This window comes from Pseudomonas sp. RC4D1 (assembly GCF_018390395.1).
Lineage (GTDB): Bacteria > Pseudomonadota > Gammaproteobacteria > Pseudomonadales > Pseudomonadaceae > Aquipseudomonas > Aquipseudomonas danubii.
On sequence record NZ_JAHBAW010000001.1, the window covers coordinates 2,172,092 to 2,185,731 of the forward strand.

Consider the following 13,640-nt stretch of genomic DNA (forward strand, 5'->3'; position numbering starts at 1 on the left):
GAGTATTTGTCGTCGCCAAAGGCCCGGTGAAGCCCCGTCTTCACAAGAGAGCCCGATTAGCCTGAGCCGATCTGCGCGCACCGCAGCCGCGCTGCTGCGTGGCAGATGGCTCGACCCCATCACCTCATAGAATGCGGGCGTGCCCATGATTACCCTGAAGCTCAACGGTCAAGATCATCCACTGGACGTCACCGAGGACATGCCACTGTTGTGGGCCATCCGCGATGTGGCGGGTTACAGCGGCACCAAATTCGGCTGCGGCATGGGCCTGTGCGGCGCCTGCACCGTTCATATCGACGGTGATCCGGCGCGCAGTTGCATCACCCCGGCCGGCTCGGTGCTGGGCAAGAACATCAGCACCATCGATAACCTGCACAACGATCCGGTCGGGCAGGTGGTGCAGCAGGCCTGGCTGGATACAGCGGTGGCCCAGTGCGGTTATTGCCAGGGCGGACAGATTATGTCCGCCACTGCATTGCTCAAGACCCATCCCAATCCCAGCGACGAGCAGATCGAGGAGGCGATGCTCGGCAATATCTGTCGCTGCGGTACCTATAACCGGATCAAGACCGCGATTCGCCAGGCAGCCAACCATCTGCAGGAGGCCAAGGCATGAACCACCTACCCAGTGATTTTGCCCTGAGCAACCTCAGCCGCCGGAGTTTTCTCAAGGGCGTGGGTGCAACCGGAGCCCTGGTGCTGGCGGCCAGTTGGGGCTGGCAGCAGGCGTTTGCCGAAGACCAGAAGTTCGGTGCCGACGGCATGCCCCATGGCTGGGTCGACGATCCCAAGGTCTATGTGAGCATCGCCAGTGACTGCAGCGTGACGGTGATCTGCAACCGTTCGGAGATGGGCCAGGGGGTGCGGACCAGCCTGAGCATGGTGGTGGCTGATGAGCTGGAGGCCGATTGGGCTCAGGTCAAGGTCAAGCAGGCGCCCGGGGACGAGGCGCGCTTTGGCAACCAGGACACCGACGGTTCGCGCAGCATGCGCCATTGGTACGAGCCCATGCGTCGTTGCGGCGCCGCTGCGCGAACCATGCTGGAACAGGCCGCCGCCGAGCAATGGCAAGTACCGCTGAGCGAGTGCCGGGCGCAGTTGCACAAAGTGGTTCACCAACCCAGCGGGCGCGAACTGGGCTATGGCGTTCTGGCCGCAGCGGCGGGGGCTCTGGCGGTGCCGGCCCGGGACAGCCTGCGGCTGAAGCAGGCGTCGGAGTTTCGCTATATCGGTAAAGAGGCGACCCGGGCCATCGACGGCGAGGACATCGTCAATGGTCGTGCGGTGTACGGCGCCGATGTGCACTTTGAAGGCATGTTGTTTGCGGCGGTGGCGCGGCCCCGAGTCTATGGCGGCAAGGTCAAGTCCGTGGATGACAGTGCAGCGCTGAAGGTGCCTGGGGTGATCAAGGTCATGCCCATCGATGGCCGTCCGTTGCCTTCCGAGTTCCAGCCCCTGGGCGGTGTGGCGGTGGTGGCGAGCAACACCTGGGCGGCGATCAAGGGCCGCGATGCCTTGAAGATCGAGTGGGACGATGGAGTCAATGCCGGGTACAACTCCATCGAATATCGCAAGGAGTTGGAGGCGGCGGCGCAAAAGCCGGGCAAGGTGGTGCGCAGCACCGGCAACCTGGATGAAGCCCTGAGTGGTGCGCAGAGCAGCCTGGAAGCCACCTATTACCTGCCGCACCTGGCCCAGGCACCCATGGAGCCGATGGTGGCCGTGGCGCGCTTCGTGGATGGCCGTTGTGAGGCCTGGGCGCCGAGTCAGGCGCCTCAGGTGACCCGTGAGCGGATTGCCGAGCGCCTGGGCATCGGCTTTGACCAGGTCACGGTCAACGTCACCCTGCTGGGCGGCGGCTTCGGACGCAAATCCAAGCCGGACTTCATTCTTGAAGCGGCCATCCTGGCCAAGGCATTTCCCGGTAAGGCGGTGCGGGTGCAGTGGACCCGGGAGGATGATATCCACCACTCCTACTTCCATACGGTGTCGGCGGAGTACCTCAAGGCCGGGTTAAGCGAGGACGGCATGCCCGCCGCCTGGCTGCATCGCACCGTGGCGCCGAGCATTACCGCGTTGTTTGCCCCGGGGATGAACCATGAAGGCGCCTTCGAGCTGGGCATGGGCTTCACCAACATGGCCTATGCGATTCCCAATGTGCGCCTGGAAAACCCCGAAGCGGCGGCCCATACCCGGGTGGGTTGGTATCGCTCGGTGTCGAATATTCCCCACGGTTTTGCCATTCAGAGTTTTGTCGACGAACTGGCCCACAAGGCGGGCCAGGACCCACTGAAGTACCAGCTCAAGCTGTTGGGGCCGGACCGTCAGATCGATCCGCGAACCCTGAGCGAAGAATGGAATTACGGCGAGTCCCCTGAGCGTTACCCGATCGATACCGGGCGCATGCGCGCGGTGCTGGAAACCGCGGCCAAGGCCGCCGGGTGGGGGCGCTCGCTGCCCAAGGGGCGTGGCCTGGGGTTGGCGGTGCACTACAGCTTCGTGACCTACGTGGCAGCGGTGATCGAAGTGGAGGTGAAGGAGGATGGCACGCTGATTGTGCACAAGGCTGATATCGCCGTGGATTGCGGTCCGCAGATCAACCCCGAGCGTATTCGCTCGCAGTTCGAGGGGGCTTGTGTCATGGGCCTGGGCAATGCGGTGCTGGGGGAGATCAGCTTCAAGGACGGTAAGGTGCAGCAGGACAATTTCCATATGTATGAGGTGGCCCGCATGTCCCTGGCGCCGAAAGAGGTGCAGGTGCATTTGCTGACTCCGCCGGGCGAGGTGCCGCTTGGGGGCGTTGGTGAACCGGGTGTACCACCGATTGCGCCGGCCCTGTGCAACGCCATCTTCGCCGCCACCGGCAAGCGCATCCGCAATCTGCCCGTGCGCTACCAGCTGCAGGGTTGGCAGCAGGCGGGTGCCTGATGGACAGCGTCGACCTGAATGTCCTGCGCAGTGTTCTGGAGTGGCGCCGCGCCGGGCGCACGGTGGTGCTCTATAGCGTGGTGCAGACCTGGGGCAGTGCGCCCCGGTTGCCGGGTGCCATGTTGGCCTTGCGCGACGATGGGGTGGTGATTGGCTCGGTATCCGGTGGTTGTATCGAGGACGACTTGATCACGCGCCTGGCGGATGGGCGCTTGTCCCTGTCCGGGCCGCCGGTGCAGTTGCTGACCTATGGTGTGACCCTGGAGGAGGCGGCACGTTTCGGCCTGCCTTGTGGCGGCACCTTGCGCCTGACCGAGGAGCGGGTTGGCGATCCTTCCTGGGTCGCCGAGTTGCTGGAGCGCTGCGAAGCGCACCAGATCGTGGCTCGGGAATTGAACCTGAGCAGCGGCCAGGTGCTGCTCAAGGCGGCGAGCAAGACGGATGAGCTGGCGTTCGACGGGCTCACTCTGCGGGCGATCTATGGGCCGCGCTGGCGTCTGTTGCTGATCGGTGCCGGGCAGCTTTCCCGTTATGTGGCGCAAATGGCCCGTCTGCTGGACTTCGAGGTGCTGGTCTGTGATCCGCGCCAGGAGTTCGTGCAAGGGTGGGAGGATCAGGATGGGCGCTTTGTCGCCGGCATGCCAGACGATGCGGTGCTGAGTATTAAGCCCGATGAGCGCACGGCGGTGGTGGCGCTGACTCACGATCCGCGTCTGGATGACATGGCCCTGCTGACGGCGCTCGATTCTCCGGCGTTTTATGTCGGAGCCCTGGGGTCTCGGGTCAACAGCCAGAAACGTCGGGACAATCTGGCGCTCTTGGGATTGTCAGCGCCGGCCATCGAGCGTTTGCATGGCCCGGTGGGGTTGCACATCGGCAGTCATACGCCGGCGGAGATTGCCCTGTCGCTGATGGCGGAGATCGTCGCGATCAAGAATGGCATTGAGCCCTTGCAGAAGAAGCCGTTGGCCCGAGTGGCCGAGGCGACCACATGATTGCCTCGCCTTGCGCCGTCATCCTGGCGGCGGGGCAGGGCAGTCGTTATCGAGAGGTGGCAGGGAGCGATCAGGATAAGTTGCTGGCACCTTGCAGAGGTCGCGATGGTGTATTGCGACCGGTGCTGGAACAGGTGCTGGTCAACCTGCCGGTGGAAATGCATCGGCGAGTGCTGGTCACGACGCCGGGTCGGCCGCAGGTGGCGGAACTGGCGCAGGCTTATGGCTGCCAGGTGCTGTTGCTGGATTCCCTTGGCATGGGCCAGAGTCTGGCGGCGGCAGTGGCTGCTAGTGCCGATGCCGGTGGTTGGGTGATTTTGCTGGGGGATATGCCCTTTATCTTGCCTGGCACCATAACGCGGGTAATCGAGGCGTTGACCGAGGAGGGCATCAGCGTGCCTCGGCTGGGTGACGATCTGGGGCATCCGGTGGGGTTTGGTCGGGCTTATGGCGCTGCATTGCAAGGCTTGTCCGGTGATCGCGGTGCCAAGTGCCTGTTTACCTCGGGCAAGGTGGTCGAGGTGGCAGTGACCGACCCGGGAGTGGTATGGGATGTGGATCGACCCGAGGCGCTGGTCTATCGGGAACGCTGAATGGCAGGCATGAAAAAGCCCCGCTCGGTTAACCGGGCGGGGCTTTTTCATTGCCGATGGAGTCAGACGAGAGGTTTAGGCTCGTGCTGTTTCTCCTCGGTGTGGGCTACGTGCTCAACGGCGTGTTCGACGTTGTGCGGAGCCTCTTCCACGGCTGGGGCAGCTTGCTCGACCGCAGGTTCGGCGACAGGCGCAGGTGCTGCTTCGGATGCTTCGACAGGCGCTGGAGCGGCCTCGACGACCACTGGCGCTTCTACCGGAGCGGGTTCGGCAGCGACCACGGCTTCAACCGGGGCAGCTGCGGCAGCCAGTTCGGCCTCCTTCTGCAGACGCTCGGCTTCACGCTTGCGACGACGCACTTCGCGCGGATCGTTTGGTGCGCGACCGTTGCTGGTCAGGGCGCTGGCAGGAGCGGCCTCGATCACTGGAGCGGGTGCTTCGGCAACCACAGGGGCGACAACCGGAGCAGGCTCTTCAGCCTGGGCTGGTTGCTGGGCAACCACTGGCTGTTCGACAGCTACAGGCTCAGTTGCAGGCACTGGAGTTTCCTGAGCCGGCTCGATGGCCTTTTCTTCAGTCACTGGCGCTGGGGCTACAGGTTCTGCCACAGGCTGCTGGGCAACCACTGGCTGTGCTTCCACAACCACGGCCGGTTCGGCAGCAACTTCAACCTGGGCGGGTTCTGCAACAACCGGAGCCGCTTCGGCTACTGGAGCAACTTCAACCGCTGGAGCTGCTGGAGCTTCCACTGCAGTGTTGGCTTCAACAACAGGCGCTTGCGGAGCCTTTTCTTCAACCGCGGCCGTAGCACGTTCGGCTTGCTGATGCGCTTCGGCTTCAGCGTTGGCGCTGATGGCGGTGCTGGCAACGGCAGCGGTAACCGCGAGGCCGGCAGCCAGGTCGGCGCTGCTCGGCTCTTCGCCGTTCTCTTCCGAGCCTTCGATCACATTGCCGTTGGCATCGCGCTGACGTTCACGACGGTTGCTGCGACGACGCTGGCCGCGGGAGCGACGACGTGGACGTTCGCCTTCGGCGTTGTCCTGGCCTTCTTCCTGCAGTTGCTCTTCGTTCGGCAGCACTTCTTCTTCGCTGGCGGCAGCGGCTTGAGCCTGCTCGGCGCGTGGTTGACGCTCTTCACGCGGTTGACGCGGCTGGCGCTCTTCACGTGGCTGGCGAGCTGGACGCTCTTCAGTCACAGCGGCGGTAGCGGTGGCTGCAGCCGGAGCGGCATCCAGAGGTTCACGCAGTTCGCGAACACGTTCTTCACGCTCGCCACGTGGCTTGCGGTCTTCGCGAGGGGCGCGTGGTTGACGTTCTTCACGAGGTGCGCGTGGAGCGCGTTCTTCGCGGGCTACGCCTTGTACTTCTTCACGGGCTTCACGAACTTCTCGTGGCTGACGCTCTTCCCGTGGTGCGCGTTCTTCACGCGGAGCACGTTCTTCGCGCGGCTTGCGTTCTTCATCGCGGCGACCATTACGGTTGCGGCTCTGTTGGCGGCCATTGCGACGTTGTTCTTCGTTGCTGCGCGCAGGACGTTCGGTCACTGGCTTCTCGACCACAACTGGAGCCGCTGGCTCTTCCTTGGTGGCGAACAGGCTGACCAGGGACTTCACCAGGCCTTTGAACAGGCTCGGCTCGGCAACAACCGGAGCTGGAGCGGCAACCGGGGCAGGGGCTTCGGTTGGCACTGGAGCGTTGGCGCGGGCCGGAGCGGTCTTCACCGCGGCTTCCTGGCGAACCAGGGTACGGGTGGCGGCGGTTGGCTGAACTTCTTCGGCTTCGGCAGCGGCAGCGGCGATTTCGTAGCTGGACTGGTTGGTGTTGGCTTCCGGGCTGTCATCGCGCAGGCGCTGAACTTCGAAGTGCGGCGTTTCGAGGTGATCGTTCGGCAGGATGACGATGCGGGCACGGGTGCGCAGTTCGATCTTGGTGATCGAGTTGCGTTTTTCGTTGAGCAGGAAAGCCGCGACCGGAATCGGCACTTGGGCGCGAACTTCGGCGGTGCGGTCTTTCAGGGCTTCTTCTTCGATCAGGCGCAGGATCGCCAGGGACAGCGACTCGACGTCACGGATGATGCCGGTGCCGTTGCAGCGTGGGCAGACGATGCCGCTGCTTTCACCCAGGGATGGGCGCAGGCGCTGACGGGACATTTCCAGCAGGCCGAAGCGCGAGATGCGACCGATCTGTACGCGGGCGCGGTCGGCTTCCAGGCATTCGCGGACTTTCTCTTCCACTGCGCGCTGGTTCTTGGCCGGGGTCATGTCGATGAAGTCGATGACGATCAGGCCGCCGATGTCACGCAGGCGCAACTGGCGAGCGATTTCTTCCGCTGCTTCCAGGTTGGTCTGCAGGGCGGTTTCTTCGATGTCGCTGCCTTTGGTGGCGCGGGCCGAGTTGATGTCGATGGACACCAGGGCTTCGGTTGGGTCGATGACGATGGAGCCGCCGGAAGGCAGTTCAACCACACGCTGGAAGGCGGTCTCGATCTGGCTTTCGATCTGGAAACGGTTGAACAGCGGAACGCTGTCTTCGTACAGCTTGATCTTGCTGGCGTACTGCGGCATCACCTGGCGGATGAAGGTCAGGGCTTCGTCCTGGGCTTCAACGCTGTCGATCAGCACTTCGCCGATGTCCTGGCGCAGGTAGTCGCGAATCGCGCGGATGATCACGTTGCTTTCCTGGTAGATCAGGAATGGCGCGGAGCGATCCAGCGATGCTTCTTTGATGGCGGTCCAGAGTTGCAGCAGGTAGTCGAGGTCCCACTGCATTTCTTCGCTGCTGCGGCCCAGGCCGGCAGTGCGCACGATCAGGCCCATGTCGGCAGGAGCTACCAGGCCGTTCAACGCTTCACGCAGTTCGTTGCGTTCTTCGCCTTCGATGCGACGGGAGATGCCACCGGCACGTGGGTTGTTCGGCATCAGTACCAGGTAACGGCCCGCCAGGCTGATGAAGGTGGTCAGGGCGGCGCCCTTGTTGCCACGCTCTTCTTTTTCGACCTGGACGATGACTTCCTGGCCTTCGCTCAGGACGTCCTTGATGTTGACGCGGCCTTCAGGGGCTTTCTTGAAGTATTCGCGGGAGATTTCTTTGAGGGGCAGGAAGCCGTGGCGCTCAGAGCCGAAATCGACAAAGGCAGCCTCAAGGCTTGGTTCGATACGAGTGATGCGGCCTTTATAGATGTTGGCCTTTTTCTGCTCGCGTGCACCGGACTCGATGTCCAGATCGTAGAGGCGCTGGCCGTCTACCAGGGCAACACGCAACTCTTCGGGTTGAGTTGCGTTAATCAGCATTCTTTTCATGTAGTACCGTCGGTTTCCGGGCTGCCGGAAACGGCGTTCGGCACACACGACTTCTCACGGTCGGTGTCAGGTGCGTCAGGAGTGGTTGACCACTCGAGTGTCTAGCGAGGTTCGTCCGAATAACTAAGAACGAAGTCGCGACTCACGCGTCCTGCTTGCTGTGGTGACTAAGGCACCGCTTAAGCAAAAGTCTGTCAGGAGGAGGAATCAACCGGCGACTGTGGACGAGATGAAGCGTCTTGAATAAAGCCTAATGCTACACAGTCCGACGGTTGTGCATCTCCACCCTACACGTATCCCTGATAATTCGGGTGCTGCCGCGCGCAGAATCCGCAGCGGGTTGGCATTTACCGTGAACTCCGAAAGGGGAGGTCACGCATCATGGCTAAAGGCGTTGTTTCCGTAACCTTCGCTCGGGGTTGTCTGTCGCCGACTGCACTTTGTGAACTGGCCGTTAATCGCTGCGTAAAAGGCGAGTGATAACTCTGCTTTCTACGGGTTTCAGGCCTCATGTCACCTGCGCTTGTTACAACGTCAAACTCTTCCGGTATGTAGCGAGAGCTGCGTAGGACGGCCTTGCGTCCTTATGAATTGCGTTGGTCAGGGCCGGCTAGTTGCCGCTGTTCCGCTGTCCAGCCGCTTTTGGCGGCGTTCGCGACTATAGCAGCAATCATTAAGTGCTTCAAATCCATAAAAAATTGTTATCATTCGCGCCATGACGACTACTGCCCCCTCGACTCCAGGCGTTCAATTGCTTGAGGTCTCGCCGGAATATGCCGGCCAACGAATTGATAACTTCCTTCTTGCTCGGCTCAAAGGCGTGCCCAAGACCTTGATTTATCGCATTTTGCGCAAAGGCGAAGTGCGGGTGAACAAGGGGCGGATCAAGCCCGAATACAAGCTGCAGGCGGGTGATGTGGTGCGCGTGCCGCCGGTGCGCGTGCCTGAGCGCGACGAGCCGGTGCCGCTGGCGCAAGGTTTGCTGCAGCGTCTTGAGGCGTCGATCGTCTTCGAAGACAAGGCCCTGATTGTGATCAACAAGCCTGCAGGCATTGCTGTGCATGGCGGAAGCGGCCTGAATTTCGGGGTAATCGAAGCCTTTCGTCAGTTGCGCCCGGATGCCAAGGAACTGGAGTTGGTGCATCGCCTCGATCGCGATACTTCTGGCCTGTTGATGATCGCGAAGAAGCGCAGCATGTTGCGCCACCTGCATGCCGCTTTGCGCGGTGATGGTGTGGATAAGCGCTATATGGCGCTGGTTCGTGGTCACTGGGCTACTGCGCTGAAGCAGGTGCGGGCGCCGTTGCTCAAGAGCAATCTGCGCTCAGGCGAGCGCATGGTGGAAGTGAACGAGGAGGGCAAGGAGGCCTTGACGGTGTTCAAGGTGCTGCGCCGCTTCGGTGAGTTCGCCACTATGGTCGAGGCTAAGCCGGTCACCGGGCGTACGCATCAGATTCGTGTGCACACCCTGCACGCCGGGCACTGCATTGCTGGCGACAGCAAATACGGCGACGACGATTTCACTCGTGAGATTCGCGAGTTGGGCGGTAAGCGCCTGTTTCTCCATGCCTATATGTTGACGGTGCCGCTGCCGGATGGTGGTGAGCTGAAGTTGCAGGCCCCAGTGGACGACATGTGGGCCAAAACCGTGGAGCGCTTGAGTGCACCCTGATTACCAACTGCTGATCTTCGATTGGGACGGCACTCTGGCTGACTCCATTGGTCGGATTGTTGAGTCGATGCACGTATCTGCCGATCGATCCGGTTTTCCTCGGCGTGATGATTTTGCCGTCAAGGGCATCATCGGGCTTGGGTTGCCGGAGGCGATTCGTACCTTGTATCCGGAAATCGACGACGGCCAGTTGGTAGCCTTTCGTCAGCATTACGCGGAACACTACATCGCGCTTGAGGCTGAGCCTTCGCCGTTGTTTGCTGGAGTGGTGTCGTCTCTTGAGGCCTTTCGGGCTGAGGGTTATCGGTTGGCGGTCGCTACGGGCAAGGCGCGTCGGGGCTTGGATCGGGTGCTGAAGTCTCATGGCTGGGAAGAGTATTTCGATATCACCCGGGCTGCTGATGAGACTGCCAGCAAGCCCCATCCCTTGATGTTGGAGGAGATTCTTGCTCATTGCGGTGTTGGGCCTCGGCAGGCATTGATGGTCGGGGATTCGTCCTTCGATCTGTTGATGGCGCGTAATGCTGGCATGGATTCGGTGGCGGTTAGCTACGGTGCTCAGTCCATTGAGGCCTTGCAGGCGTTTGAGCCGCGCCTGTCCATCGACCGTTTTCCTGAGTTGCACGCCTGGCTCAGTCAGGGTGTCGATTAAGTTTTCGTTGGGGTAGCAAGCATGTCTGATGAATGGAAGGCGCCAAGCAAGGCCGGCGCTGAAGGTGGTGACGATAAAAGCTGGCAGTTGTTGGAAAAGACCCTCCTGGTCAGTGTTCAGGAGCAGCGTCGTTCGCGGCGTTGGGGGATTTTCTTCAAGCTGCTGACCTTTGTGTACCTGTTTGTCGCGCTGGCGTTGTTTACTCCGTTGATGACCATGGAGAAGAGCGCCGCTCGTGGTGGTAGCTACACCGCAGTGATCGATGTCACGGGGGTGATTGCCGACAAGGAGTCTGCAAGTGCAGACAATATCGTCGGTAGCTTGCGCACGGCCTTTGATGATCCCAAGGTCAAGGGCATTGTTTTGCGTATCAACAGTCCTGGCGGCAGTCCGGTGCAGTCTGGCTATGTTTATGACGAGATTCGCCGTTTACGGGCTCTGCACAAGGACACCAAGGTTTATGCGGTGATTTCTGATCTCGGTGCTTCTGGCGCTTATTACATTGCCAGTGCTGCTGATCAGATCTATGCCGACAAGGCGAGTCTGGTGGGCTCCATTGGGGTTACGGCTGCCGGTTACGGTTTTGTCGGTGCCATGGAGAAGCTGGGGGTCGAGCGCCGTACCTACACCTCTGGCGAGCACAAGTCGTTCCTTGATCCGTTTCAGCCGCAAAAGCCTGAAGAGACCCAGTTCTGGCAAGGTGTGCTGGATACAACTCATCGTCAGTTCATCGCCAGCGTCAAGCAGGGGCGTGGTGAGCGTCTCAAGGACAAGGAGCATCCTGAGCTGTTCTCCGGGTTGGTCTGGTCTGGTGAGCAGGCACTGCAGTTGGGCTTGATTGACGGCCTGGGCAGCACCAGTTCGGTGGCGCGGGATGTGATCGGCGAGAAGGAAGTGGTGGATTTTACTGTTCAGGAATCGCCTTTCGATCGTTTCTCGAAGAAGCTTGGTGCCAGTGTGGCTGAGCAGATCGCCATGTGGATGGGTTTTCAGGGGCCAACCTTGCGTTGACTTCGAGGGTGAGTAAAAAGCCGGCCGCAGTGCCGGCTTTTTAGTGTCTGCTCAGGGCAGTTCCACGCCTTCGGCCAGTAGCATGTCCACCAGGCGGATCAGTGGCAGTCCTATGAGGCTGGTGGCATCGCTGCCGGCGGTGCTCTGGAACAGGCTGACACCCAGGCCTTCGGCCTTGAAGCTGCCGGCGCAGTCGAAGGGCTGCTCTGCGTGCAGATAGCGTTCGATGCGGGCGCTGTCGAGGTGGCGCATGTTGACCGTAAAGGGGATGCAGTCCACCTGGCATTGGCCGCTCTTGCTGTTGAGCAGGGCCAGGCCGGTGAGGAAGGTCACGCTCGCGCCGCTGGCGTCCAGCAACTGCTGGCGGGCCTTGTCGAAGGTGTGAGGCTTGCCGATGATGCGCTCTCCCAGTACCGCCACCTGATCCGAGCCGATGATCAGGTGTGCTGGGTGGGTGGTTGCCAGGGCGCGGGCCTTTTCCTCCGCCAGGCGCTTCACCAGCTCTATGGCGTGCTCGCCGGGGCGGTGGCTTTCGTCAATGTCAGGAGAGCTGCAAGTGAAGGGGAGTTGCAGGCGAGAGAGCAATTCTCGGCGGTACACCGAGCTCGAAGCTAGTAATAAAGGCAGCATGCGCATCTCCTGGGGTGGGGCGGGAATTCTAGCGGGGCTCGCAAGTGACGGACAGGGCTGAATTTCCTTTGACATGGCCGGGGGCATCCCTATAATGCTGCGCCTATGTTGAATGACCCGATTCCACCTCACGTTGACCCGCGCAAATTGGCTGACCGTGGCACCACCCTTCAAGGTGAACTGCTGCTGGCCGATTTGGAGAGACTCTGCGACCCGCTTTCCGACAATGTCGGTACGGTGCAGGCTAAATTCGTTTTCGAGCGTGACGAGCGTAAAGCTGTAGTTATCCACAGCTCCATCGACGTCGAAGTCAAAATGGTTTGCCAGCGTTGTCTTGAGCTGGTCACCCTGCCGATCCACAGCAAGTGCAGTTACGCCGTGGTGAAGGAGGGTGCGAATACCCAGTCGTTGCCGAAAGGTTATGACGTGCTGGAACTGGGCGAAGATCCTTTGGATCTGCAGGCGTTGGTCGAGGAAGAGCTTTTGCTTGCCTTGCCCATCGTGCCTGCTCATCATCCGGAAGAATGCCAGCAGCCGGCGGGGCTCGATGAGCCCGAACCGAGCGAGGACGAGGTAACGCGGTCCAACCCGTTCAGTGTATTGGCGCAGTTAAAGCGTGACCCAAACGTTTAGGAGTTAATCAATTATGGCTGTTCAGCAGAACAAAAAATCCCGCTCTGCCCGTGACATGCGTCGCTCCCACGATGCTCTCGAGGCTAGCACCCTGTCCGTAGAAAAGACCACCGGTGAAGTTCACCTGCGTCACCACGTATCGCCAGAAGGCGTATACCGTGGTCGTAAAGTGATCGACAAGGGCGCTGACGAGTAATCCTTGTCCGCTCAAGTCATCGCGATTGACGCAATGGGCGGGGACTTCGGTCCCCGCAGCATTGTTCAGGCCAGTATTGCTTGCCTGTCTGCTACCCCCTCGCTGCACCTGACCCTGGTCGGTCAACCCTCCCTACTTGAAGAGCTGCTCTCCGGTCATTCGGCCGTGGATCGCGCGCGCCTGACGATTACTCCGGCAAGCGAAGTGATTGCCATGGACGAGAAGCCTGCCCAGGCATTGCGTGGCAAGCCTGATTCGTCGATGCGGGTGGCGCTCGAGTTGTTGCGGGATGAAAAGGTCCAGGCTTGTGTCAGTGCAGGTAATACCGGGGCGCTGATGGCTCTGTCGCGTTACGTGCTAAAGACCCTGCCCGGTATCGATCGTCCGGCGATGGTGGCTGCCATTCCCACTCAGCGCGGCTATTGCCAGTTGCTGGACCTGGGGGCCAACGTCGATTGCAGTGCCGAGCACCTGTTGCAGTTCGCAATCATGGGGTCGGTTGCGGCACAAAGCCTGGGCATCGTGCGGCCAAGAGTGGCCTTGCTGAATATCGGTACCGAAGACATCAAGGGTAATCAGCAGGTCAAGCTGGCGGCGAGTCTGCTTCAGCAGGCGCGAGGGCTGAACTACATAGGCTTCGTTGAAGGTGACGGGTTGTATCGCGGCGAGGCGGATGTGGTGGTGTGCGACGGTTTTGTCGGCAACATCCTGCTCAAGTCCAGCGAGGGGCTGGCCACCATGATTGCTGCTCGTATCGAGGCATTGTTCAGGCGCAATCTGCTATCCCGGGCCGTAGGTGTGCTGGCCTTGCCGCTGATGCGGCGATTACAGGCGGACCTGGCGCCGGCTCGGCACAATGGTGCGAGCTTTCTCGGGTTGCAGGGAATAGTGGTGAAAAGCCACGGTTCTGCGGGCGTTCAGGGGTTCCAGAGTGCGATTCAGCGTGCATTGATCGAAATCCAGGAAGACCTGCCGCGACGCCTTCATGGGCGCCTTGAAGATCTGTTGCTTTAGGCGTTTATCCTGTGGAG

The 13,640-nt window shown here is 61.0% G+C and carries 12 protein-coding genes; 10 read left to right on the forward strand and 2 right to left on the reverse strand.

Annotated elements, in window-relative coordinates:
* The first annotated feature begins 145 nt into the window (after positions 1-145).
* Genes KHO49_RS09980 through KHO49_RS09995 form a run of 4 tightly spaced genes read left to right on the forward strand, consistent with a single transcriptional unit; the run spans position 146 to position 4,516 of the window.
* Positions 146-616, forward strand: coding sequence for a (2Fe-2S)-binding protein (locus tag KHO49_RS09980; protein WP_102878924.1), 471 nt, complete (start codon positions 146-148; stop codon positions 614-616).
* On the forward strand, positions 613-2,928 hold the full coding sequence (locus tag KHO49_RS09985; protein WP_213664957.1) for a xanthine dehydrogenase family protein molybdopterin-binding subunit: 2,316 nt from the start codon (positions 613-615) through the stop codon (positions 2,926-2,928). Before KHO49_RS09980 ends, KHO49_RS09985 begins: the two co-directional genes overlap by 4 nt.
* On the forward strand, positions 2,928-3,923 hold the full coding sequence (locus KHO49_RS09990) for an XdhC family protein (protein WP_102863919.1): 996 nt from the start codon (positions 2,928-2,930) through the stop codon (positions 3,921-3,923). Before KHO49_RS09985 ends, KHO49_RS09990 begins: the two co-directional genes overlap by 1 nt.
* The gene (locus tag KHO49_RS09995; RefSeq protein ID WP_213664958.1) at positions 3,920-4,516 is read left to right on the forward strand and encodes a nucleotidyltransferase family protein; all 597 of its coding nucleotides are present in this window, start codon (positions 3,920-3,922) and stop codon (positions 4,514-4,516) included. Before KHO49_RS09990 ends, KHO49_RS09995 begins: the two co-directional genes overlap by 4 nt.
* Positions 4,517-4,578: 62 nt before the next feature.
* Here the strand turns inward: KHO49_RS09995 and rne are convergent, their stop codons facing one another.
* Positions 4,579-7,815: a ribonuclease E gene (rne, locus tag KHO49_RS10000; protein ID WP_213664959.1), complete on the reverse strand. Its 3,237-nt coding sequence runs from the start codon at positions 7,813-7,815 to the stop codon at positions 4,579-4,581.
* Positions 7,816-8,530: 715 nt separating this feature from the next.
* On the opposite strand from rne, the gene rluC reads away from it, so the two are divergent.
* Genes rluC through sppA form a run of 3 tightly spaced genes read left to right on the forward strand, consistent with a single transcriptional unit; the run spans position 8,531 to position 11,150 of the window.
* Complete coding sequence (gene rluC / locus KHO49_RS10005) at positions 8,531-9,487, forward strand: 23S rRNA pseudouridine(955/2504/2580) synthase RluC (RefSeq protein ID WP_102878928.1); 957 nt, start codon at positions 8,531-8,533, stop codon at positions 9,485-9,487.
* Positions 9,477-10,139 carry an HAD-IA family hydrolase gene (locus KHO49_RS10010; RefSeq protein WP_102878929.1) on the forward strand — a complete coding sequence of 221 codons (663 nt, stop codon included), beginning with the start codon at positions 9,477-9,479 and terminating at the stop codon, positions 10,137-10,139. The genes rluC and KHO49_RS10010 overlap by 11 nt, the downstream gene beginning before the upstream one ends.
* A gap of 21 nt (positions 10,140-10,160) precedes the next feature.
* Entirely contained in the window at positions 10,161-11,150 is a 990-nt protein-coding gene (gene sppA / locus KHO49_RS10015) for a signal peptide peptidase SppA (RefSeq protein WP_213664960.1), read from the forward strand.
* 51 nt (positions 11,151-11,201) lie between these two features.
* Here sppA and KHO49_RS10020 read toward each other — a convergent pair whose 3' ends face one another.
* Positions 11,202-11,780: a Maf family protein gene (locus KHO49_RS10020; RefSeq protein ID WP_102878931.1), complete on the reverse strand. Its 579-nt coding sequence runs from the start codon at positions 11,778-11,780 to the stop codon at positions 11,202-11,204.
* Between the two features lie 105 nt (positions 11,781-11,885).
* Here KHO49_RS10020 and KHO49_RS10025 point away from each other — a divergent pair, with 105 nt between their 5' ends.
* From KHO49_RS10025 to plsX, 3 genes are read left to right on the forward strand one after another with little or no spacing between them, the layout of a single operon-like run.
* On the forward strand, positions 11,886-12,413 hold the full coding sequence (locus KHO49_RS10025) for a YceD family protein (protein WP_213664961.1): 528 nt from the start codon (positions 11,886-11,888) through the stop codon (positions 12,411-12,413).
* Positions 12,414-12,426: 13 nt separating this feature from the next.
* Positions 12,427-12,609 (forward strand): 50S ribosomal protein L32, encoded by a 183-nt coding sequence (rpmF, locus tag KHO49_RS10030; protein WP_003179396.1) that lies wholly within the window; start codon positions 12,427-12,429, stop codon positions 12,607-12,609.
* A 3-nt stretch (positions 12,610-12,612) separates the two neighbouring features.
* Positions 12,613-13,623: a phosphate acyltransferase PlsX gene (gene plsX / locus KHO49_RS10035; RefSeq protein ID WP_102863912.1), complete on the forward strand. Its 1,011-nt coding sequence runs from the start codon at positions 12,613-12,615 to the stop codon at positions 13,621-13,623.
* Positions 13,624-13,640: the final 17 nt, after the last annotated feature.